Source organism: Pseudomonas sp. B19125 (assembly GCF_044218855.1).
Taxonomy (GTDB): Bacteria; Pseudomonadota; Gammaproteobacteria; order Pseudomonadales; family Pseudomonadaceae; genus Aquipseudomonas; species Aquipseudomonas edaphica.
Window position 1 is genome coordinate 4,611,401 of sequence record NZ_CP162589.1, and the last position, 22,883, is coordinate 4,634,283.

Genomic DNA, 22,883 nt, shown 5'->3' on the forward strand with positions numbered 1-22,883 from the left:
GTTCAAGACTCCCGGCACGTAGGGCCCGCACCGGGATTTATTGCTGTGGCAGGCCCTACACGTAGGTGGCGGCCAAACCGCCATCCACCGGTAGATTGACCCCGTTGACCCAGCGCGCAGCGTCCGAGCAGAGGAAGGCAATCACCGCCGCCACCTCATCGGCCAGGGCTGGACGGGTCATGCGCTGGCTGTCCTCGGCCACCCGCTGCGGCCCGAGCATGCTGACGAAATCGCCGAGAATCGGGGTAAACACCGGCCCCGGCGCCACGCAGTTGATACGCACCGAGTGATCGCGAAACCAGCCCTGGGATTGTTGGAAGCTCCACACGATCAGCGCCTCCTTGAAGTATTGATAACAGCTGCCCTGCTCCACCGGATTGGCCGCCAGCCACTGCTGCCCGGCCTCGAAGCTGGGTATCGCGGCCAGCGCCTTGTGCAGCTCCAGCCGTTGCGGCCATTGCGCGCCAAGCACCGAGGCGACATTGACGATGCTGCCGCCCGCCGGCATGCGTGGCAGCAGCGATTGAGTCAGGTGCCGCAGCCCCAGGTAATTGACCGTGGCCACCGCGTGCACGGGCGCCGTACCAGGCACACCAGCGATGTTGCACAGCCCGTGGACCCGCGCGGGCAGGCGCGCCACCAGCGCATCAATGCTGACAGGGTCACCCAGGTCAGCCTGGAAGAAACCATCCAGGGTCAGTTGCGGTTCATGGCGATCCACGCCGATCACCGTGGCCCCCTGGAAACGCGCGAGCCGCGCCAGTTCGGCGCCAATGCCTGAAGCGACGCCGGTGACAATCAGGGTTTTGTTGTTCAGGTTCATGTTCAAGCCCTCTTATTTTTGTATAGGCACGGGGGTAACAAAGCGATGAGCCAGCGCCCAGAACGGCTATGGCTCAGAATGGATAGACAGGCGGCGTATTTTTCAGCGTGACCCACTGCCACTGGCTGTACTCGTCCCAGTCGGCCGGCCCGCCGACGCTGCCGCCGTTGCCGGAAGCACCGCGCCCGCCGAACGGGTTGATGCATTCGTCGGCCACGGTCTGGTCGTTGATGTGCAGCAGGCCGCAGTCCAGCCGCTCACCGATGGCCATGGCGCGCCCAACCGACGGCGAGATGATGGCGGCCGAGAGGCCGTACTCCGTGCGGTTGGCCAGTTCGATCGCTTCCTCGTCGGTGGTAAAGCTGACCACCGTGGCCACCGGGCCGAACAGCTCTTCCTCAAAGGCGCGCATGCCCGGACGTACGCCACTGAGCACGGTGGGCTGGTAGAACAACCGGTCATAGTCGCCGCCCGCCTCGAGCCGTGCGCCGGCCTGCAGGCTGTCACTGACGATCTCGTGCACGCGCAGCAATTGCCGTTGGTTGATCAACGGGCCGAGCGCCGCTTCACCCCGGGCGGCATTGCCCACCGTGAGTGTCCGGGCCTTGTCCACCAGCTTGCGGGTGAGGCTTTCGGCGATGGATTGATGCACGAGAATCAGCCCGGTCGCCATGCAGATTTGCCCCTGATGCAGCCAGGCGCCCCAGGCTGCATTGCTCGCGGCCAGGTCGAGGTCGGCGTCTTCAAGAATGATCAGCGGGTTTTTCCCGCCCAGCTCCAGCGCAACCTTTTTCAAGTGTCGCCCGGCCACTTCAGCGACTTTGCGCCCCGCCGCCGTGGACCCGGTGAACGCAATCATCCGCACATTCGGATCGCGGCACAGCGCTTCCCCCGCCGGCGCCGCGCCGGGCATCACCTGCAGCAGGCCCTTGGGCAAGCCCGCCTCTTCAAACAGCCGGGCAATGAGAAACCCCCCGCTGACCGGGGTCTGCGGGTCAGGCTTGAGCACCACTGCATTGCCTGCCGCCAGCGCCGGGGCCACTGAGCGAAGTGACAGCACCAGCGGAAAGTTGAACGGTGAAATCACCCCGACCACGCCGTGGGGCTGGCGCCGTGCATAGGACAGTCGGCCGGCTGCACTGGGCAGCACCACCCCGTGAGGTTGGGACAACAGCCCCGCCGCCTGATGCAGCAGCACAATCGCTTCACGCACTTCGTGCTCGCCCTTGAACAACGCGCCCCCGGTTTCCCGGGCGACGTACAGCGCCAGCTCGGCGAAGGACCGCTGGGCCAGGTCCGCCGCCTTGCGAAACACCTCGGCGCGCTCCCGTGGGCCCAACGCAGCCCAGGCCGGCTGCGCCAGGGCCGCACTGCGGCAGGCGATGGCGATGTCGGCCGCGTTGGCCATGGCGCAGCGCATCAGGGGTTCGCCGGTGGCGGGTTCAATCACGTCAATCACAGATCCCGACACGGGAATCCAGTCGCCGTTGAACAGGCATTCGGACGCGATGGCCCGCTGTAGAAAGGGGGTGGTTTCAGACACTGGCATTGGCAACTCCGGTTCTTGTAATTGTCATCGTCTGCACAGGGTGCAAACGCCGCATCCAGTCTTGAGCAAAGGCTGTGCCGCTTGCACGCAACGGCGCGCACATAAACCGGCGAGGGCTCTGGGTCGAGGCCTGCCGCGCAACGCTCACACGCCTGGGGCGTTGACCCGCAAAAAACCCGGGCTCAGCCACTTGTTCAATTGATAAGGTTATGTTTTATAACTATCTGAGCAGTTGCTCATATCGATCACTCGCTTTGCAGGGGCATAACAATGACTAATCCCCACAGCGCGCTGCCCGACGACCGGGTGGCCAGCGCGCCCTACCCTCCGCGAGGCGACAGTCGCCAACTCAGTGACAGCAGCTCGCCCACCACGGCGGAACTGGCCGACTGCCTGTTCTTTTCCCCTGAAGACGGGCGCATCTGGCTCAACGATCAACGCATGTTGTTGCTGCACAGTTCGTCGTTCGGCGCCCTGCGCGCCGAGGTCATCGAGCGCCTGGGACTGGACCAGGCCCGGGGCCTGTTCACCCGCACCGGTTATGCCTCCGGCGCACGGGATGCGCGCTTGATCCGCGAGCGCTGGCCACAGGCCGATGCCGCCGCGGTGTTTCGCGCCGGGACACACCTGCACACCCTGGAAGGCATGACCAAGGTCGAACCGCTGCACTTCAAGTTCGATGCCGACTCGGGGTTCTATGAAGGGGAATTTCTCTGGCACCACTCGTGCGAAGCCGATGAACATATAGGGGCTTACGGCATCGGCCAGGACCCGGTGTGCTGGACCGAAACCGGCTACGCCATCGGCTTCGTCAGTGGCCTCTTCGGGCAAATGGTGATTTTCCGCGAAGTGGAATGCCGTGGCATGGGCCATCGCCGTTGCCGCGTGATTGGCAAGACGGCCGAGCAATGGGGTGATGTCGAACAGGACCTGCGCTACCTGAATGTGTCCCAGGCCGTCACTGGCCCTGCCACCCCCACGCTCGCAGGCCCCGTGGGCAGCAATGGCGGAACCCGCCAGCTGCAACCGTTGGTAGGCGCCAGTGCTGCGTTCAACGCGGCGATGCAAGCGCTGCAAAGGGTTGCACTGACGCCCGCGACGGTGCTGATCAGCGGTGAGTCCGGTGTGGGCAAAGAGATGTTTGCGCGCCAGCTGCACCAGCTCAGTCGTCGCCATGACAGCCCGTTTGTGGCACTCAATTGCGCCGCCATCCCGGATAACCTGGTGGAGGCCGAACTCTTTGGTGTCGAACGCGGCGCCTATACCGGCGCTACGCACTCGCGCCCCGGGCGATTCGAACGGGCCCAGGGTGGCACCCTGTTCCTGGATGAAATCACCAGCCTCAGCCTGCCCGGGCAAAGCAAGTTGCTGCGAGCCTTGCAGGAACGGGAAATCGAACGGGTCGGCGGGGTGCGCGGGATCAAGGTGGATGTGCGCGTGGTGGCCGCCACCAATATCGACCTGCGTAAAGCCGTGGCAGACGGAAGCTTTCGCGAAGACCTGTTCTACCGGCTGAACGTTTACCCCATCGCCCTGCCCCCGCTGCGTGAACGCCGGGACGACATCCCGCTACTGATCAATGCGTTCCTGACGCGCTTCTGCCAGGACTACGCCCGGACCCCGGCAGGCCTGACCATGCGCGCCCTGAAGACGTTGCTGCGCTACGACTTCGCGGGCAATGTGCGCGAGCTGCAAAACCTCATCGAACGCGGCCTGATCGCCAGCGACGAAGGCCAGGCCATTGACCTGGTGCATCTGTTTCGCAACGAACCGATGCCCGCCGAGCCCTATGGCCTCGACGACCAAGGCAGCCTGTCAAATACCGCGCAGGCGCCTCGCTCGACGCTGCTGGATACCCTCGACCCGTTGGACCAGGGGGTTTCCATTGAAGGCCTTGAATCGCGCCTGATTACTGAAGCATTGCAACAAAGCGCCGGCAACCTGGCCGCGGCCGCCAGGCTCGTGGGGCTCAGCCGTGCTCAATTTGCTTACCGTATGAAGAAGCACCGGCGGCAAACTCCTTGAATGGCAATTAGTGCTTTAAAAGCTTTACCCAATTAAGTATTTTGCAGGGGTATGGGGCCGACACGCGCCCCTCTTTATTATTCGTGACAAGGATCTCCTGTGAGTGGACTGCGTGAACGTCAGAAAGCCGAGCGCCGGCAAGCTATCAGTGAAGCTGCGGTCGAACTGTTTGAGCGCCAGGGTTTCCAGAACACCACCATCGAACAGATCGCCAGCCAGGCCGGAGTGTCGCCGCCGACGGTGTTCAAGTACTTCGGCAACAAGCAGGAAATCATCCTGGAGATCCTGCACCACGCCGATCAACGCGCGATCACCGACACCCGCAGCCTGATCCACCAAATAGACGACCCGGTCGAAGCGCTCTGCCACCTGGAACGCCTGCTCACGGGCTATGCCCTGGAGGTCATGCACCCCAGCCTGTGGCGTGAACTGCTGCCGCTGATCCTGTTCGGCGGCAGCAATGGACTGCCGGAAGGCTACCGAGCCATGAACGATGCGCTCAGGGCCGAAATCAGCGAACTGCTGCGGGAACTGCAACGGGCCGGCAAGCTGCGCGCGCAACTCGATGTGGAATTGGCCGCGTTCCTGTTGAACGACTATTCGCACCTGCAATTGTTCAGGCTGGTAAACCAGGAACACCCGGATATCGACGCGCACTCCCTGCAGGTCAGGCGTATCACCGAGCTGGTGTTTTACGGCATGCAGGCCTGATTGCCTCCTGAGTCGAGCCCGGCGCGCACGCACCGGGCCACACAGATCATCGGTTGCTCTTGATGGCGGTCCAGGTGCGGGTACGGATGCGCTCCACGGCGGCCGGAATCGGCTCCAGGGCAAACAGGGTCTTGCGCGCTTCGTACGGCACATACATGTTGGGGTCGTTGCGGATGCTGGCGTCCACCAGCGCGGTAGCGTCCCTGTTCGGGTTGGGGTAGCCGATCTTGTTGCTGATACGGGCAATCACGTCCGGGCGCAGGATGTAATTGATGAACGCATGGGCCTCCGCCAGATCAGGGGCCTTGGCCGGGATCATCATCACGTCCGACCACATCGGCGCGCCTTCCTTGGGCAGTGCCATCTGGACCTTGACGCCCTTGCCGGCGGCATCTGCCAGGCGCATGGCCAGTGCGACGCCGCCGGACCAGCCCACGCCCACACAGATATCACCGTTGGCCAGGTCCATGCCGTAGCGCGACGAGTTGAAGTAAGTCACGTAAGGGCGAATCTTCATCATCACCGCCTGGGCTTGCACATAGTCTTCACGCTTCTGGCTATTAGGGTCGAGGCCCTTGTAGTGCAAGGCAATCGGCAGGATCTCGTTGCCGGCGTCGAGGAAACCCACGCCACAACTGGCGAGCTTGGCGAGGTTTTCTTCCTTGAAGATGATGTCCCAGCTGTTCATTTGCACGTCGGGGCCGAGGGCTTTGCGCACCTTGTCGACGTTGTAGCCGATCAATGTGGTGCCCCACAGGTAAGGCGCGGCGTAGCGGTTGCCGGTGTCACCCACGGCTTCCAGGGACTGCATGAACTGCGGGTCCAGGTGCTGCCAGTTGGGCAACTGCTTGCGGTCCAGCGGTTGCACGGCACCGGCCGTGATCAAGTGCCCCAGGTTAGCGGTGCCGGGGAACACCACGTCGTACCCGGAGTTGCCCGTCAACAGTTTGGACTCCATGGTTTCGGCACTGTCGAACACATCATAAATAGGCCGAATGCCGGTTTCTTCCTCGAAGCTCTTCAGCACTTCGGGTGGCAGGTATTCGATCCAGTTGTAGATCCGTACGGTTCGTTCTTCAGCCAGGCAAACACCACTGATGAGCAACGAGGCGACAGTGCCCAGCACGGTATTACGCAGAAATCTGTTCATGATCAAAACACTCCAGCGCGGCCGCGATGGCTCGCAGCACTTAATAGCGGTAGGTGAAATACAGTTCCAGCGCACTGAACGTCTGGTCATCGCCAAACACCTGTTTGGCGGTGGCCAGTGGCTTGACCCAGTTGTAGGACAGCGACGTATAGAACGACGGCGTGGGTGTCCAGTCGAGGAAAACCACACTTTCGTCGGCAAAGCGCCGATCTCTGACCGGTGCGCCCAGGTAGTTTTTCTCATCCAGCCAGAACTGGTAGTGAATCGCGCCGAGGGTCAGGGTTTCGTTGAGGTGGGTCTTGAGGGAGAACTGCTGGACATTTTCGTTGCTGTTGAACAGCAGGTAATTGCCGACCACGTCCCCGACCAGCCACGTGCTCCAGTCGACGAAGCCTTTGCTCAGTGGGTCCCAGGCTTTTTGCCGGTTGTCGGTGAGGTTGTCGTCGCCGGAAAAGCTCGCGTAGCGGTAGCCAAGGACCGGCGTCAGCGGCAAGGTGTTGAAGGCATAGTCGGCCTGGGCATACCAGGCGCTGGCAGCGTAATCGACACCCTCGCCGCTGCCCCGCTCCAGCGCGTACTCGGCATTCAGCGTCAGCGCCTGTACGCCGGGCACTTTGGCGTTGAGCGCCCGCAGGTTATACACCTGCATCCCGTCCCGGCGGCGCGGGAGCGTGCTACCTCTGGGGCCAAGGGCATTGACCTTCATGGCCATGGCGCCGAGCGTCACCTGGTCATCGAGGTTGTAATCCAGGTTGACGCCGGTCATGCGAAAATCGCCCAAGTCATCATCGGTGCGCAAGGTGAAAGCCTGAGACTTCAGCGCACCATGATCCCAGGCGAGGATCGCCGAATCCCTGAACGCGGTTCGCGGGCCGAGCCAGTAGGCGCCATCCTTGAACTGGTCGAGGTTGCCATCCATGACGATGAACCCCGTACCGATCATGTAGTTCTGGCGGCCGGCGGTGAGCTTCCACTCGCCGGCGCGAAAACCGCCATAGAGTTCTTCGGCGGCGGCCTTGCCATCGGAACTGCGGCTGAAGCCACCCGCGTCACCATCGCCAAAGGTGCTCGCCGCCACCAGGGAACCGCCCGCGAGCAGGCTAAAATCCGGTTGCAGCGCGTACTCGAGTTTGACCCCCGGTTTTACGTAAACCTCTTGCCAGTTGATCCGGGCGCCGCCGTTTTTACCGTTGCGCGCATCGACCCGGCCGCTGCCGAAGTTGACCCCACGGGTAAACAACGTTGCCCCGCCTGCGGTGAGATTGACTTCGCCCTTGAGATCGCCGTCCTCAAAGGTGTAGCCCGCGAATGCGACGTGGGTGGTCAAGGGTAAGCCGACCGCCAACAGCGCTCGAGAGAAACGCTTGGTGAATACCATAAGAAGCTCCTGTGGAATTATTGTTGTTACAGGGCAGTCAATGGCGACGCAGGGCGCCGCCAACACCTGGGCAAGCCAGGTGAATAGAACGCAAAACTCTTATTGTTTGGCGTGGGTCAGTGGCTCAGGTGGGCGGCGATCGCGCGCAGCATGCGCACGCTGTCAGTATCAAATGGGCTGACCGCATCGGTAAGCGAAGACTGCTTGACGATCACTACGCCGGACGGCTTGTCGATGAACAGGTACTGGCCGTGAATACCCCCGGCCATCAGGGCCTGGCTGTGGTCGTTGAACACGTACCACTGGCTTCGATAGGACGCACCGGGCGTCCAGCGGGAGAACTCAACATTTTGCGTGTAGATGGCCGGGTCCGCACCGGCGGTGATACGGGCCACAGTCTCGGGCGACAACAACTCAACACCGTCGTGACGACCGTTGTTGGCCAGCAAGCGACCGAAACGCGCCATGTCTCTCAAGGTGGCGCTGAAGCCCGCCCCGGCCACGTTACGGCCCCAGGGATCGGCCAAAAAATAGCCGTCGCGCTCGCATCCCAGGCGCCCCCAGACCTCCTCCAGCATCTGACTGCAGGCCTTGCCCGAGGCACGTTCCATGACCCACGCCAAGGCTTCGGTGGTGGCCGTCACATAATGGAAAAAGCCCCCGTGGCTGCCGCGTTTCTTGAGGGATGGCAAGTACTGGTACAACGATTCGAACTGCGCGTACTGCGCCGGTGCGGGTTGAAAGCCGCAGGCATAGCCGTACTGCGAGCTTTCTGAATTGGGGTCGTCATACACTTCGCTGTAGTCGATGCCCACCGCCATATCGAACAATTGGCGCACCGTCGCATCGCCAAATGCGCTGCCCGCCAGTTCAGGCACGTAGTAAGCGGCCGGCCGCTCGGGCTTGAGCACGCCGCTCGTCACCAACTGTTCACCCAAGGTACCGATCAGCGACTTGGTGACCGAGAACATGATGTGCCGGTCACAGGCGCGCTGACCGTTGAAGTAGCGCTCGTACAACACCGTGTCACCCTGCATCACCAAAAAGGCGTCCGTCTGGCTGGCGACAAGGTGCTCGATCACACGGATGCCCAGCCCACTCTCACTGTCGAAACACAGCTGATCCAGCGCGCGCGGGGCCTCCTGAAGCTGACCGACAGGCCCTGGCCCCGCCGACACATCAATGCTGGGGCGCAGTCGCGCCAGATGACGGAACCCCCACTGATTGAAGGGCGTGCGCATCCAGTTGTTCCACGTTACCCGGTGTTCCGGCGCGGCGGGAAACCCCTGCATCAGCAGCGGCGCCACGCGAGTGGCCAATGAAGACTCATTGGCCTCGACATAAGAAGTCGCGAGGGAGAATTGGGCTTTATGACTCATCGGGGTAACCCTGAAGATGACTCTGCATGAAGCAGATGCAGAGAAATAATTACCCCATATAATATTTTAGTCAATAAAACTTTTTACCATGAAAATATATCCCCTTACACGCAGTGCCCGGGGCAACTGCAGCCTGTGTGGTCACACATTACCTTTGCGTGGATTGTTACCGTCGATCAAAGGTAAGCGTCCGGCAAAGCCACGGTAAGCACCTAGCCAGGACACCTCCCTGGTGCGTCAGGGGCGGTGCCCCTTACGGTTTGTTAAATTATTCGAGGTGGTAATTCAACCAAATATGGTGCGTTCCATCGGTGTCAATTGTGATCCCTCCTGACCCTGATATCCCTTTCAAACCGTCCGTACCACTGCCTCCAACTATGCAGAAAAACTCATCTGCACGATCAATTCCGGTAGTGGAGGCGGAATGAATGAAGTTAAAGGAACCCTCTACCCCATTCACCGTACCCTTGAAACTCTCCATCGCGATGTAGCTGCCCCTTCTTGACGCTTGGTCGAACGCCGCAGTAAAGGCTGTTGAAGAAATACCATCGATAGCTCCTGTATAGGACTTTTCCATGGAGCTGATCGACACTGGTAAGCCTGTTGTAATTTCGGGCGTGAGAGTCAGGTCAGTTGGTTTGAAATTCTTGGAGGAAAAAGTGGCTCGCGCTTCCATTCGGATCAATCCTGTTCCATATGAGTTGAGCGGTCATTCTAATGCAAGAGCACCCTCACGTTGAGAACGTCAGGCCGAGATCCAATGCTCTGGCAGCAGTTGGTCGATCTCACTTGCTCGCTGCGTCGGCAGGCGCGTCAGCACATCTTTCAGATACGCATAAGGATCATGCCCATTCATGCGGGCGGACTGAATCCAGCTCATGATCGCAGCTGCCCGTTTACCGCTGCGTAGCGACCCGGCGAACAACCAGTTCGAGCGTCCAAGTGCCCACGGCCTTATCTGATTTTCGACCGCGTTATTATCTATGGGCACAGCCCCGTCCTCGAGATATCGAGTCAGTGCCGTCCAGCGTTTGAGGCTGTAATCCAGAGCTTTCGCGATAGCCGACCCTTCGGGCACAAGATCATGCTGGGCCAACATCCAGGTATGCAGTGCGTCGATAATGGGGGCCGCTTTTTCCTGGCGTATTCGCCAGCGATTTTCGTCGGTCATTTCCCGCGCTTGCCGTTCAATTTCGTACAACCCGCCAATTGAGTGCAGCGCCTGCTCAGCCAGTTGGCTTTTATTCGTCGCGTGCAAATCGAAAAACTTGCGGCGGGCGTGGGCCTGGCAGCCGATTTCGGTGATGCCTTGTTGGAAGCTGGCTTTGTAGCCGGCAAAATCATCGCAAACCAGCTTGCCATTCCACGGGCCAAGAAAGTTGCGTGCATGTTCGCCCGCACGGCTTGGGCTGAAGTCGTACACCACTGCCTGGAGCGCCGAAAAAGGCGTAGTGCAGTCGGCCCAGACATAAGCGCGATGGATTTTCTTCTCGCCCGGCGTGAGCATCTGCACCGGCGTTTCGTCAGCGTGGATCACGCCTTGAGCAAGCACTGTTTCGCGCAGTGCGTCGACCAAGGGTTGGAACTGCACGCCAGTTTGGCCGACCCACTGCGCCAGTGTCGAGCGGGCGATAGCCAGGCCGGCGCGGCCGGCGGATTCAGCGCCTTCAGCTCGGCTTCGATGACCGCGATGTCGGTGTCGAGCAGGCAGCCTTGGGCAGGGCTCAATTGCTCACTGCGCTTGGCAAACTTGTTACGTTTGAACCAGGCGATTTCGTGGGTGAGCTGCTCGATGATGGTTTGGTAGCGGTCGTTCTTCTTGCCCATCCGGTCGACCTGCTGCCCGAGAGAATCAACCTGGGACAGCAACTGCGCCGCGAGCCTTGGGCGCTCATTGGGACAGCCTGGACTGCATTGTGCACTCTGTCTTTCCTACCTGGGCGCGGAACGCACCATGCCTAACTATAACGTCATGGGCATGGCAAAAGCCTCTCTCGAAGCCAGTGTACGTTATCTTGCCGGCTCACTAGGCCCGCAAGGCACTCGCGTCAATGCCGTCTCGGCTGGCCCGATACGCACGCTGGCCGCATCAGGTATCAAGAACTTCCGCAAGATGCTCGCGGCTAACGAGGCGCAGACTCCACTGCGCCGCAACGTTACTATCGAAGAAGTTGGCAACGCTGGCGCATTCTTGTGTTCGGAGCTGGCGTCCGGAATTAGCGGCGAAATACTGTATGTCGATGGCGGCTTCAATACCACAGCGATGGGCAACATTGAAGATTGAGGCTTCATAGGTTGCGGAAGCTTGTTATTAAGACTCAATGCTTCTGCACTTTTGGATCAGGGGCGGCCAATAGGCCGCCACCTGGAGACTCATGAAGCATTCATTTGCTGAAATAACTTAACCGTATAGGCAAGAAATCCAACTTGCCCCGGTTACCGGGGGACGTAAATGCGTTATGTTACGGCCCCCCATCTTAATGATTAATCCCATGCAACTCACACGCCTCGATATTAATCCAATGTAAGGCAAAGAGGTGTCTACGAAACCCCGGGCGATTCAGTCAGGGCTTCGCCAAATACCACTGCGCGAGGCAATATCATCGTCATTTCCTCATTTTCCTGTCGTAGGGACAACTGCTGGCTGATCAGCTTCGACCGGTAATCACTTACTCAATGCGCTTTGGTGAAAGGCAGGGATTGATGAGCACCGTTTCGATTGAATAACGTCATCGCCTGTTCCGCGACGATATTCGCTCGGTGTCTGTTCCATTTCGATGCGAAAGTGTCTGTTGAAGTTAGAGAGGTCTTCATAGCCAACTTCAAAGCAGATGTCTGCAGCCGACATCTCTGTTTGCGACAACAGCCGACAGGTGCGCTGAAGGCGGTTGGCCGGACGCGTTCAAATATTAAAACCAGGTTTCCATCTGTATGCCGTATTGCCATACGCCTCCAGCGTGGAAGTCCGTCATGCCAAAGGAGTCTGTGGTACTGAATCTGTCCAGATCCGAAGACCAGTTCATGAAGCTTGCGAACACTCGCAATTCGGGGCGTGTGAGAAGATCTCCAACGTCAAGTTTGAATGTCGGGGCGACAGTGAATTTCCAGAAGTTACCGTCGACCGCATTACGTTGTAGATAGCCCTTGGGGTCGAGCTTCATGGTTTGCCAACTCATTTCGTAGGCCATCTCGAAGTTGCTGTTGATTTGGTTAGCCAATCGCACGTTGAGGGTTAGCCAGCGGTAGTCGTCACCCTTGACGTATCTGTCCTTGCTCTGTTCGGCCAGCAAACTGGGCCCGATGCGCCAGTCAGGCGCAATAGGCGTCTCACCGTAAAGTGCAAGACGCAGAGCGCGGGCGTCGTCAATCAGTTCACCGTCCGAGCCAACGTTCTTGACCTCGGCCCCCAGGCCTTGCCCATAGAGCAGCGCGGTTTTGAAGAAGCCTTCTCTGCCGAAAAAGTTTTTCTGGTGATTGGCCAACATGGTGTGCAAGCCGGAATTCGCAGGCGTCAAACCTGCCTTATTGGTGCGGGTACCGAAATCGTTTTTCTTTGCGCCGATGGCGTTGTACATCCACTGCCATTGACCCTCCTCGAAGAACTGGTTGGAGGTCAGGATGTAGCTTTCCACATTGGCATTAATACCGCCCTGACTGAAATCCCCGTAGCTACGCCCAATCAAGGAGTAATTGGAGCGCCAATTCTTGTTCATCTGCACATCGTAAATGCCACCGCCGGTGCCGGCCAGGTAGACGACGTCAGAGTCCAGCCAGTGGATATCGAAATTATCTCTATCAAATCGCTTGCCTGCCCACAGCGTGGCGTTCTCGAACACTGAATTCCCTTTGAACGCCGCCACATGGTCGAGCGCGGTGAACACCTGGCGTACGTTCAGTTTGCTCTCGTCGGCCGTCCAGTCATTGGAGCTTTCCACCCCGTCGGCGATGGAGACCGTGAATTTGGAACGGGTACCGTTTTGCGCATAGATTTCTTTCGACAGGTCTATACGCATGTAGGTGTCGTCCTCGTTACCGAGTCGCCCGACTGCGCCACCGACCGAGCCGGCCGGCGTTGTATAAGGGCCACCACGGCCACCACCAAGCCCTTCGTCGACCAGCAATCCAGAGCGGGCATAGCCGTGGAAGCTGAACCCATCCGTGAGGTGTCCGGTATTGCCCTCTTTCTCCAGGCTTTGCTGACGGGCTTCGAGTTTCGCCACCCGGGTGTCCAAAGCAGGCTCCGCAATGACTTTCGCTGTAGACGCGGCGGGCTGCAAGGGAGGTGTGGCGAGTTTGATCTGCTGCAGTTCCCTGGCAAGTGCTTGGGTCTGCTGTTCAGCCGCGGCTGCACGCTGTTCTGCTGCGCTGGCACGGGCTTCAAACGCGGCCATGCGCTCTTCCAGAGTCATGGCCTGAGAGGTTGCCGCCGATGTGCCGAGCACACCTGCAAGTAGCCAGTTTGATCCTTTCCGCATGGTGGATTTCCTATTTTTTTATTGTTTGCTCCCGCGACCGGGCTTTTTTGCGTGAGTTGCGAGTTGTTCCAATTGGCGAAAAAAGGATGTCTTATCGCAAATACGCTGATACATTTGGCCGTGTTAACGTTAACTTCTCTAAAAACAAAAATAAAGGGTGATCAATGAAACATCTGAAATCTCTTCTTCCTGCCGCACTGTTCACCCTCTGTGTCGGACTTCCATCCGTCTCGAACGCAGCCGATTTGACGATCTCGTGCGGCGCGGTGGGTGCGGAGCTGCAACTCTGCAAAGAGGCAGTCGAGGCATGGTCCAAACAGACCGGCCACAACGTCCAAGTGGTTTCCACGCCTAACTCGGCGACCGAGAGGTTGTCGTTCTACCAACAAATTCTCAGCGCGCAGTCCACTGACATCGACATCATTCAAATCGATATGGTGTGGCCCGGGATGCTGGCCAAACATCTGTTGGATTTGCGCGACGTGCTGCCCGCCGATGCGACGCAAGGCTACTTCCAGGCACAGGTGGATAACGCGACTGTGAATGGACGGCTAGTAACGATGCCGTGGTTCACCGACTCGGGCCTGCTGTATTACCGCAAGGACTTGCTCGAGAAGTACAACAAGCAGGTTCCCCAGACCTGGGAGGAAATGACCACTACCGCCAGGGAGGTTCAACAGGCTGAACGCAACGCCGGGAACGCCAATGCGTGGGGTTATATCTTCCAGGGACGCGCTTACGAGGGGCTGACGTGTAATGCGCTGGAGTGGATCAGCAGCCAACCGGAAGGCGGGCTGGTCAATCCACGCGGAGAGATCGTGGTCAACAGTCAGGCCTCAAGAACTGCTTTGGCCCTGGCGAAAAGCTGGGTAGGCGACATCTCCCCACGCGGCGTACTCAACTACACCGAGGAAGAAGGACGTGGCGTATTCCAGTCGGGAAATGCGTTGTTCATGCGTAACTGGCCTTATGTCTGGGCCCTGGTGCAAAGCCAGGACAGTGTCGTCAAGGACAAGGTTGGGGTTGCTCCCCTGCCCCGAGGCGGCATGACCGGTAGCCATGCGTCCACGCTCGGCGGCTGGGGCCTGGCGGTATCCCGTTACAGCGCTCATCCCAAACTCGCGGCAGAGTTGGTGAGCTACCTCACCAGTGCTCAAGAGCAAAAACACCGTGCCCTGATCGGCGCCTATAACCCGGTTATCGAGTCGCTGTATCAGGACCCCGAATTGCTCGCGTCAATGCCTTATTACAGTCAGCTCCACAGCATTCTCAGCGACGGGGTCATGCGCCCCGCCTCAATCACCGCCGAGCGTTACCCACGGGTCTCCAATGCGTTCTTCGATCGAGTGCATGGCGTGCTGGCAGGCGAGTTGCCTGTCGATCAGGCACTGGCCGAACTGGAAAGCGAACTCACGCGCATCAAACGCAAGAACTGGTAAGCCACAAGGAAGAAAATCACCATGCCTGCCTCTATTACCCATGCCTGCCCTGATGAGCGCCTGCTCATCAGGGAAACCCCCATAGAGCGTCGCCGAATACGCGCTGCCTGGCTGTTTCTGACACCGATGTTGCTGTGTCTGGCCCTGGTGGCCGCCTGGCCGCTGCTACGGACATTCTGGTTCAGCCTGACCGACGCCGACCTGGCGGACACCGGTGGCGGATCCTTCGTGGGCTTGAGCAATTATCTGTCCCGCGACGGCGCCAACTGGTCGGGCATCCTGGTTGATCCACAATGGTGGAACGCCGTGCGCAACACGTTGCATTTCACCGTGGTGTCGGTGGGACTGGAAGTCGTCCTGGGGCTGCTGGTGGCGTTGCTGCTGAACACCAAGTTCACCGGCCGCTCCCTGGTGCGCGCGCTGATTCTGATTCCGTGGGCAATTCCTACCATTGTCTCGGCGAAGATCTGGTCATGGATGCTCAACGACCAGTTCGGCATCATCAATCACATGATGCTGAGCGTCGGCCTGATTGATGCTCCCCTGGCCTGGACAGCAGATGCGGATCTGTCGATGTGGGCGGTCATCATCGTCGACGTCTGGAAGACGGTGCCTTTTGTCACGCTACTGATGCTGGCTGCCTTGCAGATGTTGCCGAGCGATTGTTACGAAGCCGCCAAGGTCGATGGTATTCATCCGCTGAAAGTGTTCTGGCGCGTTACGCTTCCACTGTTGATGCCAGCCTTGTTGGTGGCCGCGATCTTCCGCATCCTCGATTCCCTGCGGGTATTCGACGTCATCTATGTGCTGACCTCAAACTCTTCCAGCACCATGAGCATGTCGGTCTATGCCCGCCAACACTTGGTGGAGTTCCAGGATGTTGGCTATGGCAGCGCGGCCTCGACTCTGCTGTTTCTGGTCGTTGCGGTAATCGCCATGCTTTACCTCTACCTCGGACGCCGTCAAATGGAGGTTCGAGCATGAGCCTGCGCTTACTCAAAAAAGCGCTGTTGCGCTTCGGGTTCTGGTGCCTGATCGGGATTTTGTTGCTGTATGCGGTCTTCCCTTTCTATTACGCCATCGTGACGTCACTAAAGCCGTCCAGCGCTTTGTTCGAGGTCAGTTACTGGGTCGACAGTCCCGACTTTTCCAACTATGCGACGGTACTCCACCAAGCCTCATTCCTGCGGGCTATCGGTAACTCGCTGACGGTCGCGCTTTGCGTGGTGACGCTGGCGCTGTTCCTCAGTGTGACTGCCGCCTATGCCTTGGGAAGAGTGAAATTCCGTGGGCGTGGCACGGTATTGATGATGGTGCTGGGCGTGTCGATGTTTCCCCAGGTCGCGGTACTGTCGGGGCTGTTCGAAGTGATCCGCGCTCTGGGCCTGTACAACACGTCTTGGGCGTTGATCCTGAGCTACACCATTTTCACCCTGCCCTTCACCGTCTGGGTGCTGACCACGTTCATGGGTCAACTCCCTCATGAACTGGAAGAAGCGGCAATCATGGATGGCGCTTCGCCCTGGGTCACGCTTACCCGGGTGCTGTTGCCACTGCTATGGCCCGCACTGGTCACCACCGGTTTGTTGGCCTTTATCGCCGCGTGGAACGAGTTCCTGTTCGCCTTGACCTTCACCCTTACAGACTCACAACGCACGGTGCCTGTTGCCATCGCCTTGATTTCCGGCGGGAGCCCCCATGAGCTGCCTTGGGGGCTGTTGATGGCCGCATCGGTACTGGTCACCGTCCCACTGGTGGTCCTGGTGCTGATCTTCCAGCGTCGAATCGTTTCCGGCCTCACTGCCGGCGCGCTAAAGGGTTGATGCCCAACAACTACAAGGAACAGCATCGTGATCAAATTGAAGCTAGATAATGTGAACAAACAATTGGGCGGCGCACGGATTCTTCGCGACGTCAGCCTGGAGATTGCTGCGGGTGAATTCGTGGTCTTCGTTGGCCCTTCGGGTTGCGGAAAGTCGACCCTGCTGCGACTGATCGCCGGGCTGGATTCCATCTGCGGCGGCGACTTGTTGATCGACGGGCGAAGGGTCAACGACCTGGAACCGCGCGAGCGTGGCGTCGGCATGGTGTTTCAGTCTTATGCGCTGTACCCGCATATGAGCGTCTACGACAACATCAGCTTTGGTCTCAAACTGGCCAAGACTGAAAAGACCAGTCTGCGCGAGCGCGTGCTGAAAACTGCGCAAATCCTGCAGTTGGACAAACTGCTGCAACGCAAGCCAAAGGAACTGTCTGGCGGGCAGCGTCAGCGTGTGGCGATGGGTAGGGCCATGGCGCGCGAACCGGACATTTTGTTGTTCGATGAGCCGCTCTCCAATCTGGATGCATCCTTGCGGGTGCAGATGCGCAACGAAATCGCCCGGCTGCATGATCGACTTGGCTCGACAATGGTCTACGTCACCCACGATCAGGTGGAAGCGATGACCCTGGCGGATAAAATTGTTGTGCTCAACGGCGGTCGCGTAGAGCAGGTCGGCTCACCGCGTGAACTCTATGAGCGTCCAGCAAGCCGCTTTGTCGCCGGTTTCCTCGGCTCGCCCAAAATGAATTTTCTGGCGGCACGCCTGCAGGCCCCGGGAGCCACCAGCCTGGTCGACGCCCCCGTGTTGGGCATGACCACCCTGCCCTTCGAGAGCGCCGACCTGGCGGCGGGTACGCTGCTGACCCTGGGGGTTCGCCCCGAGCACATTTCGCTCAAAGCGGCAGAGGCAGACGCCGGAATCGTCGTGACCGGGGTCGAATACCTTGGCAGCGAAACGTATGTGCACCTCGAAACAGGTCAGGACGAGCCACTGATCTGTCGTTGTGAGGTCAGCGCCGGCTGGCAGGCTGGCGATCGGGTCGAGCTGCAGCTGGACATCGACAACCTGCACCTGTTCGGCGAGGACGGCACTGCCTTGAAGCGCCCCCCCCACACTGTTGAAAACCCGCGCAGTGATGTCTCCCTGCACGCAGTCCGAGTACAGGCCCTATGACCATGCCGTCAAATAACATCAGCGATCCAATGTCTTCCTGCCTCGACCTTGCGCAGCGTGCACTGACTGATGGCCTGTCTCGCGTCATCCAGGATTATCGACCCGATTATCATATCGCCCCCCCGGCAGGCTGGATGAACGACCCTAACGGGGTCGTGTACTTTCGTGGCGAATACCACGTGTTCTATCAACATTACCCCTTCGAAGCCAAATGGGGCCCTATGTATTGGGGGCACGCCAAGAGTGCCGACCTGGTTCATTGGCAGCACCTGCCCATCGCGCTGGCACCTGGCGAAGACTTCGACCGTGACGGTTGTTTTTCCGGTAGTGCCGTGGTGTGTGGAGAGACCTTGGCCCTGATCTACACCGGCCACACCTGGCTGGGAGAAGTGGGGGATGAACGCTTGATCCGTCAAGTTCAGTGCCTGGCCACCAGCACTGACGGCATCCAGTTCGTCAAGCATGGCGCCGTCATCGAGACCCCACCGCAAGACACCATCATGCACTTTCGTGACCCCAAGGTATGGAAGGAAAATGGCTGCTGGTACCTCATTGTCGGCGCACGCCTGGGCGATACGCCGCTGCTGCCGTTGTACCGTTCCACCGATCTGCACGCCTGGGAGTTTCTCGACTATGTGGCAAGCGGCAGCGAGGGTGATGGCTATATGTGGGAATGCCCGGACCTGTTTCGGCTGAACGGACACGATGTACTGCTGTACTCCCCTCAAGGAATGCAGTCCGAAGGTTACGAACGGCTCAACAAGTACCAGACGGGTTACCGCGTGGGCCGACTCGACAACGAGTGGCACTTCACTGGCGGGCCGTTTATCGAGCTGGATAATGGCCACGACTTCTATGCCGCACAAACGCTATTGGCCCCCGATGGTCGGCGCCTCGTGTGGGCGTGGCTCGACATGTGGGAAAGCCCGATGCCAAGCCAGGCCCATCATTGGTGCGGCATGCTCGGTTTGCCACGCGAGCTTGAACTCAGCGCAGATCGCCTTTGCATGTTTCCGGCACGGGAGCTCACCGCTCTGCGCCAGGCAGCGTTGCCGAGTACGCCCTGGTGGGATGAGCAGGGAACCCGGGACGTGCCGCACGTGAATGGCGATAGGCTGGAAATCCATGTGCACCTGGATGTGCTCGACTGCACCGATGGGCACTTGGGGATCGCCTTGCGCTGTAGCGACGATGGCCATGAACAGACCCTGCTCTACTACGATGCGGTGTTGCAGCGCCTGGTCCTTGACCGCAGCCGCTCAGGTGCGCAAGTCACCGGTCAGCGCAGCGTGGCGATAGACCCGACACAAGGCTTGCTGGCACTGCGGGTGTTCCTCGATCGCTCGTCCATTGAGGTGTTCGACGAAAACGGGCGTTTCAGCCTCAGCAGTCGCCTATACCCACAGCCCGGTAGTTTGGGTGTGAAGCTTGTTGCAAGCGGGAGTGGCGGACGTGTCTCGATTTCCAGGGCATGGTCTCTCGCCTCGGGATGGTTATGAGCAGCGTCATTGGAGTCGCGAGAAGCGCAAACCATGTGTCATGTGTCATGATTCGTCGTCAATCTGACCGGTTTCTCTTCGCATGACTTCAGTGAAAGACGTTGCACGGCTGGCCGGCGTGTCCCTGATGACGGTTTCCCGAGCGCTCAGCAATCCGGAAAAACTGAGCCCCGAAACCTATCAACGGGTGCGTCGTGCCATTGACGAATTACAATTCGTGCCGAGCATGTCGGCGCGAAAGATTCGTGGCGACAACCTCCAGAGTCGAACCATCGGTGTGTTCGCACTGGACACTGCTACAACACCGTTTGCTGTCGAGTTACTGCTGTCCATCGAACAGACCGCACAGCAAGCTGGCTGGAATGTCTTTATCCTCAACCTGCTAAGCAACCCGCCCACCGACCAGAATATCGACCTGATGCTATCGCACCGTCCCGACGGGCTGATCTTCAGTGCCATGGGGTTACGCCAGGTGTGCATTCCTGAGCGATTGAAAAGTAAACCCCTGGTACTCGCCAATTGCCTGGCGGATGACAGTCACCTGGTCAGTTATGTGCCAGACGACGAAATGGGACAGTATCGGGCGGTACACCACGCCCTGAGCCAGGGCTATAGGCGCCCTCTGTGTATCAATTTGCCCAAAAAGAGCCTGGCCTGGCACCTGCGACAAAAAGGCATGCAGCGCGCCTGTCAGGCATTCGGCCTGGCGCCTGACGCGCTCCTGCAATACGACCTTTCTGATCATGACGCCTATGGTGAAACCGCAGCCATCCTCGACAGGCACATCATGGACGGTCGTCCCCAATTCGACATTCTGATCTGTGGCAACGACCGCATTGCCTTTTGTGCCTATCAGTTGTTGTTGGGCCGTGGCCTGAAAATTCCAGACGATGTCGCAGTACTCGGCTACGACAACATGATCGGTATCGCTGAACTGTTCATCCCACCGCTGACAACGGTACAACTGCCGTACTACGAGATCGGGCGCAGGGCCGCCCGGCACCTGATCGAAGCCCTCGACGTATCCGGAGCCCAGCCAGTTGATTGCCCATTGGTTGCCAGGACATCGCTGTAAAGGATTTAGTTAATTCGGCGAAAGCCGCCCTCAGTTATCCAGCTACCGGTAGCACGACAGGGGCAGGCATTGCTGGCTCGGCGTGGTTGTGGCCGATCAGTCAACCCAGCCATGACAACACTGCCCTGCGTCATCAGTGCCTCCGAAAGTGATTTTCGGCGCAGATAGAACGTAACAAGGTCAATTCAAGGAGAATGACAGTGAAGTGGATGGATGATTTGCTAGACACGATCGACAATGCCCGAACCGAAGTTGAATTGTTGACCCGGATCGTAAGCACTGCAAAACATCTAGGGTTTGACTATTGCGCCTATGGGATCCGAATACCTATACCCGTCACCCGCCCCAAGGTCGTGATGAGCAACAACTTTCTGCCTTCGTGGCGACAACGCTATACCCAATGCGAATACATCGCCGTGGACCCGACGGTACAACACTGCACGAAATCGACGGTACCGATTGTCTGGGACGAGCAAATGACCCAGCAAAACCCGCAGATGTGGGAGGAAGCCCGCGCCGTCGGACTAGCCCACGGTTGGGCGCAATCCTGTCTGGACGGCCGCGGCAGCGGCGGCATGCTGACACTGGCGCGCCCCAATGACCCTATTACTACCCAAGAGCTTGCCGCCAATCAAAAATACATGCGTTTTTTGGTGCAGGTCGCCCATCAGGGTTTCTTGCGCGTGCTGACACCGCACTGGCAATTACCACAGGAAAAATCGCTGTCGCGGCGCGAATGTGAAGTCCTTAAGTGGGCAGCCGACGGCAAGACCGCCCACGAGATCGGTTTGATCCTCTCGCTATCGCGGGAAACCATCAAGTTTCACCTGCGCAATGCAGGCTCGAAACTGGGCGTCCATAACTGTACCGCTACCGTAGTGCGCGCCACTTCACTGGGCTTGCTCGTCTGACACACAACTCAGTTCCGCACCTCTGATGCGTTAAGGTCGCTGAGTGATAACAACAATAATGATACTCGCACCTTGGCGGCACACCTGCCCAAAAGAGCAGTACCTAAGCATTCGATTATTCTGCCGAATAGCCCCTCGATTATTTGCCGAGGGTTCCTCATGTATATGACCACGGGTACGCGCCTTACATTACCGATAGAACTGTGGCAGGCCCTGTTGCTCTATCGCTATCGCGTATTTGTCGAGAAGCTTGGATGGCATCTGGATTGTGCGATCGGTGAGGAACTGGATCAATTCGACCGCGACGACACGGTATACGTGATCGCCCATCAAGGCCCGCGCATCGTCGGCGTAGCGCGGCTGCTGCCCACGCACAAGCCCTATCTGCTGGGAGAGGTGTTCCCCCAGGTGATTGGCGGCCAGGCACTCCCTCATTCCGCAGACATCTGGGAAATCTCCCGTTTTGCCGCCGTCGACCTGCAACAACAGACCTTCACTGGCCATTCACTGTCATCGCCGAACGCCGTGGCGCTACTGCACGAAGTGCTCAAGGTCGCGGCTCGCCACGAGGTTCGCCAATTGATCACGGTCTCTCCGCCGGGGATTGCCCGATTGTTGCGCAAAGCGGGCTTCGACGCGCATTGCGAGGGCAAGCTGACCGTAATCGACGGGCATAAGATCATGGCCAACTGGATCAGGGTACCGCCCAGCCTTGTTGATCGAGCAGTGGCCTGAAGCACCACGAAAGGCCTGCCGCTGCCGGCAAGTTGGCCAAGCCGACTCCCCAAAAGGTTAGGTTACAACCTCAGGCACCTACTCTTAAATAGTGCTGCATCGGCATTCCAACCGACTCTATAAAGGACACGCGCCCTACATGAAAAACGTCATTGTCATTTCTGGCCATCCTGATCTCTCGGTTTCCCGCGTCAATACCGCGATCATGAGCAAGATCAGCCATCGTGGCGTCAAGGTCCATAGCCTGGCCAGCGCGGTCACGCCCACCGGGTTCGATATTCATGCAGAGCAAGCGTTGCTCGATGCCCATGACCGCATCGTGTTGTTGTTTCCGTTGTATTGGTATTCCTGCCCGGCAATCATGAAACAGTGGATCGATGAAGTGTTCACCCCCGGCTATGCCTACGCACGCGGCGGCGACAAGCTCAAGAACAAGGAGTTCATGATCATCACCACGGTGGGTGCACCATCCACAGGCTACCGCGCTGGCGGGTTCAACCGTTACACACTGGATGAATTGCTCAGGCCTTTGCAGCAGACGGTGGCGTATGTCAAAGGTATCTACCTGCCTGTTGTCGGGATTTACGAATCGGTATTCATCGATGACGAATCAATCGACGTCACCGCTCGGAATGTCGCCGAACAGGTCATTGAGGACCAGGCATCCGCCGACCAGCTCTACGAAAACATGCTGTTGCAGGCCGAGCAGGCGCAAATCGCCCTGCTGCAATAAGGCGT

18 protein-coding genes and 3 pseudogenes are annotated in these 22,883 nt (G+C 58.9%); 12 read left to right on the forward strand and 9 right to left on the reverse strand.

What is annotated here, in order from left to right:
- Nucleotides 1–55: 55 nt before the first annotated feature.
- Together AB4P96_RS20700 and AB4P96_RS20705 are read right to left on the reverse strand one after the other, a co-directional pair.
- Nucleotides 56–823, reverse strand: coding sequence for a coniferyl-alcohol dehydrogenase (locus tag AB4P96_RS20700; protein WP_395600021.1), 768 nt, complete (start codon nucleotides 821–823; stop codon nucleotides 56–58).
- 73 nt (nucleotides 824–896) lie between these two features.
- Nucleotides 897–2,372 carry a benzaldehyde dehydrogenase gene (locus AB4P96_RS20705; protein WP_177034103.1) on the reverse strand — a complete coding sequence of 492 codons (1,476 nt, stop codon included), beginning with the start codon at nucleotides 2,370–2,372 and terminating at the stop codon, nucleotides 897–899.
- A 270-nt stretch (nucleotides 2,373–2,642) separates the two neighbouring features.
- Here AB4P96_RS20705 and AB4P96_RS20710 point away from each other — a divergent pair, with 270 nt between their 5' ends.
- On the forward strand, nucleotides 2,643–4,397 hold the full coding sequence (locus tag AB4P96_RS20710) for a sigma-54-dependent Fis family transcriptional regulator (RefSeq protein WP_186617389.1): 1,755 nt from the start codon (nucleotides 2,643–2,645) through the stop codon (nucleotides 4,395–4,397).
- Nucleotides 4,398–4,496: 99 nt separating this feature from the next.
- Nucleotides 4,497–5,108: a TetR/AcrR family transcriptional regulator gene (locus AB4P96_RS20715; protein WP_170038675.1), complete on the forward strand. Its 612-nt coding sequence runs from the start codon at nucleotides 4,497–4,499 to the stop codon at nucleotides 5,106–5,108.
- Between the two features lie 46 nt (nucleotides 5,109–5,154).
- Here the strand turns inward: AB4P96_RS20715 and AB4P96_RS20720 are convergent, their stop codons facing one another.
- The 5 genes and pseudogenes from AB4P96_RS20720 to tnpC form a co-directional block, all read right to left on the reverse strand.
- On the reverse strand, nucleotides 5,155–6,258 hold the full coding sequence (locus AB4P96_RS20720) for a polyamine ABC transporter substrate-binding protein (RefSeq protein WP_395600022.1): 1,104 nt from the start codon (nucleotides 6,256–6,258) through the stop codon (nucleotides 5,155–5,157).
- Nucleotides 6,259–6,298: 40 nt separating this feature from the next.
- Entirely contained in the window at nucleotides 6,299–7,636 is a 1,338-nt protein-coding gene (locus AB4P96_RS20725; protein ID WP_017139045.1) for an alginate export family protein, read from the reverse strand.
- A 116-nt stretch (nucleotides 7,637–7,752) separates the two neighbouring features.
- Nucleotides 7,753–9,015, reverse strand: coding sequence for a serine hydrolase (locus tag AB4P96_RS20730; protein WP_169987122.1), 1,263 nt, complete (start codon nucleotides 9,013–9,015; stop codon nucleotides 7,753–7,755).
- A gap of 268 nt (nucleotides 9,016–9,283) precedes the next feature.
- Nucleotides 9,284–9,691 (reverse strand): DUF3224 domain-containing protein, encoded by a 408-nt coding sequence (locus tag AB4P96_RS20735; RefSeq protein WP_017139043.1) that lies wholly within the window; start codon nucleotides 9,689–9,691, stop codon nucleotides 9,284–9,286.
- Between the two features lie 69 nt (nucleotides 9,692–9,760).
- Nucleotides 9,761–10,884: pseudogene (gene tnpC / locus AB4P96_RS20740) on the reverse strand (IS66 family transposase).
- A 52-nt stretch (nucleotides 10,885–10,936) separates the two neighbouring features.
- On the opposite strand from tnpC, the pseudogene fabI reads away from it, so the two are divergent.
- A pseudogene (fabI, locus tag AB4P96_RS20745) lies at nucleotides 10,937–11,299 on the forward strand (enoyl-ACP reductase FabI); the annotation flags it as partial.
- A 389-nt stretch (nucleotides 11,300–11,688) separates the two neighbouring features.
- Here the strand turns inward: fabI and AB4P96_RS20750 are convergent.
- Together AB4P96_RS20750 and AB4P96_RS20755 are read right to left on the reverse strand one after the other, a co-directional pair.
- A pseudogene (locus AB4P96_RS20750) lies at nucleotides 11,689–11,902 on the reverse strand (helix-turn-helix domain-containing protein); the annotation flags it as partial.
- A 22-nt stretch (nucleotides 11,903–11,924) separates the two neighbouring features.
- Nucleotides 11,925–13,490, reverse strand: a complete 1,566-nt coding sequence (locus AB4P96_RS20755; protein WP_017139041.1) for a carbohydrate porin — start codon at nucleotides 13,488–13,490, stop codon at nucleotides 11,925–11,927.
- 164 nt (nucleotides 13,491–13,654) lie between these two features.
- On the opposite strand from AB4P96_RS20755, the gene AB4P96_RS20760 reads away from it, so the two are divergent.
- From AB4P96_RS20760 to AB4P96_RS20800, 9 genes are all read left to right on the forward strand, one after another.
- Nucleotides 13,655–14,929: an ABC transporter substrate-binding protein gene (locus AB4P96_RS20760; protein WP_026013843.1), complete on the forward strand. Its 1,275-nt coding sequence runs from the start codon at nucleotides 13,655–13,657 to the stop codon at nucleotides 14,927–14,929.
- 21 nt (nucleotides 14,930–14,950) lie between these two features.
- Complete coding sequence (locus tag AB4P96_RS20765) at nucleotides 14,951–15,913, forward strand: carbohydrate ABC transporter permease (protein ID WP_099547696.1); 963 nt, start codon at nucleotides 14,951–14,953, stop codon at nucleotides 15,911–15,913.
- Complete coding sequence (locus AB4P96_RS20770; RefSeq protein WP_236460883.1) at nucleotides 15,910–16,752, forward strand: carbohydrate ABC transporter permease; 843 nt, start codon at nucleotides 15,910–15,912, stop codon at nucleotides 16,750–16,752. The genes AB4P96_RS20765 and AB4P96_RS20770 overlap by 4 nt, the downstream gene beginning before the upstream one ends.
- Nucleotides 16,753–16,779: 27 nt before the next feature.
- Nucleotides 16,780–17,925 carry a sn-glycerol-3-phosphate ABC transporter ATP-binding protein UgpC gene (locus tag AB4P96_RS20775; RefSeq protein WP_017139037.1) on the forward strand — a complete coding sequence of 382 codons (1,146 nt, stop codon included), beginning with the start codon at nucleotides 16,780–16,782 and terminating at the stop codon, nucleotides 17,923–17,925.
- Nucleotides 17,926–17,954: 29 nt separating this feature from the next.
- Nucleotides 17,955–19,424, forward strand: a complete 1,470-nt coding sequence (locus AB4P96_RS20780) for a sucrose-6-phosphate hydrolase (RefSeq protein ID WP_080593801.1) — start codon at nucleotides 17,955–17,957, stop codon at nucleotides 19,422–19,424.
- A gap of 82 nt (nucleotides 19,425–19,506) precedes the next feature.
- Nucleotides 19,507–20,499, forward strand: coding sequence for a LacI family DNA-binding transcriptional regulator (locus AB4P96_RS20785; RefSeq protein ID WP_099547693.1), 993 nt, complete (start codon nucleotides 19,507–19,509; stop codon nucleotides 20,497–20,499).
- Nucleotides 20,500–20,693: 194 nt separating this feature from the next.
- On the forward strand, nucleotides 20,694–21,410 hold the full coding sequence (locus AB4P96_RS20790; RefSeq protein WP_017139034.1) for an autoinducer binding domain-containing protein: 717 nt from the start codon (nucleotides 20,694–20,696) through the stop codon (nucleotides 21,408–21,410).
- A 159-nt stretch (nucleotides 21,411–21,569) separates the two neighbouring features.
- Complete coding sequence (locus AB4P96_RS20795; RefSeq protein ID WP_017139033.1) at nucleotides 21,570–22,145, forward strand: acyl-homoserine-lactone synthase; 576 nt, start codon at nucleotides 21,570–21,572, stop codon at nucleotides 22,143–22,145.
- A 139-nt stretch (nucleotides 22,146–22,284) separates the two neighbouring features.
- A complete protein-coding gene (locus AB4P96_RS20800; RefSeq protein ID WP_017139032.1) occupies nucleotides 22,285–22,878 on the forward strand; it encodes an NAD(P)H-dependent oxidoreductase in 594 nt (197 codons plus the stop codon).
- The last annotated feature ends 5 nt before the right edge of the window (nucleotides 22,879–22,883 follow it).

What these genes read in the sequence shown, in the direction of transcription:
- AB4P96_RS20785 (WP_099547693.1), top strand. Translation starts at nt 19,507, where the DNA reads ATGACTTCAGTGAAAGACGTTGCACGGCTGGCCGGCGTGTCCCTGATG.
- AB4P96_RS20730 (WP_169987122.1), bottom strand. Translation starts at nt 9,015, where the DNA reads ATGAGTCATAAAGCCCAATTCTCCCTCGCGACTTCTTATGTCGAGGCC.
- AB4P96_RS20755 (WP_017139041.1), bottom strand. Translation starts at nt 13,490, where the DNA reads ATGCGGAAAGGATCAAACTGGCTACTTGCAGGTGTGCTCGGCACATCG.
- AB4P96_RS20735 (WP_017139043.1), bottom strand. Translation starts at nt 9,691, where the DNA reads ATGGAAGCGCGAGCCACTTTTTCCTCCAAGAATTTCAAACCAACTGAC.
- AB4P96_RS20765 (WP_099547696.1), top strand. Translation starts at nt 14,951, where the DNA reads ATGCCTGCCTCTATTACCCATGCCTGCCCTGATGAGCGCCTGCTCATC.
- AB4P96_RS20790 (WP_017139034.1), top strand. Translation starts at nt 20,694, where the DNA reads ATGACAGTGAAGTGGATGGATGATTTGCTAGACACGATCGACAATGCC.
- AB4P96_RS20725 (WP_017139045.1), bottom strand. Translation starts at nt 7,636, where the DNA reads ATGGTATTCACCAAGCGTTTCTCTCGAGCGCTGTTGGCGGTCGGCTTA.
- AB4P96_RS20770 (WP_236460883.1), top strand. Translation starts at nt 15,910, where the DNA reads ATGAGCCTGCGCTTACTCAAAAAAGCGCTGTTGCGCTTCGGGTTCTGG.
- AB4P96_RS20780 (WP_080593801.1), top strand. Translation starts at nt 17,955, where the DNA reads ATGTCTTCCTGCCTCGACCTTGCGCAGCGTGCACTGACTGATGGCCTG.
- AB4P96_RS20760 (WP_026013843.1), top strand. Translation starts at nt 13,655, where the DNA reads ATGAAACATCTGAAATCTCTTCTTCCTGCCGCACTGTTCACCCTCTGT.
- AB4P96_RS20800 (WP_017139032.1), top strand. Translation starts at nt 22,285, where the DNA reads ATGAAAAACGTCATTGTCATTTCTGGCCATCCTGATCTCTCGGTTTCC.
- AB4P96_RS20795 (WP_017139033.1), top strand. Translation starts at nt 21,570, where the DNA reads ATGTATATGACCACGGGTACGCGCCTTACATTACCGATAGAACTGTGG.
- AB4P96_RS20705 (WP_177034103.1), bottom strand. Translation starts at nt 2,372, where the DNA reads ATGCCAGTGTCTGAAACCACCCCCTTTCTACAGCGGGCCATCGCGTCC.
- AB4P96_RS20700 (WP_395600021.1), bottom strand. Translation starts at nt 823, where the DNA reads ATGAACCTGAACAACAAAACCCTGATTGTCACCGGCGTCGCTTCAGGC.
- AB4P96_RS20720 (WP_395600022.1), bottom strand. Translation starts at nt 6,258, where the DNA reads ATGAACAGATTTCTGCGTAATACCGTGCTGGGCACTGTCGCCTCGTTG.
- AB4P96_RS20710 (WP_186617389.1), top strand. Translation starts at nt 2,643, where the DNA reads ATGACTAATCCCCACAGCGCGCTGCCCGACGACCGGGTGGCCAGCGCG.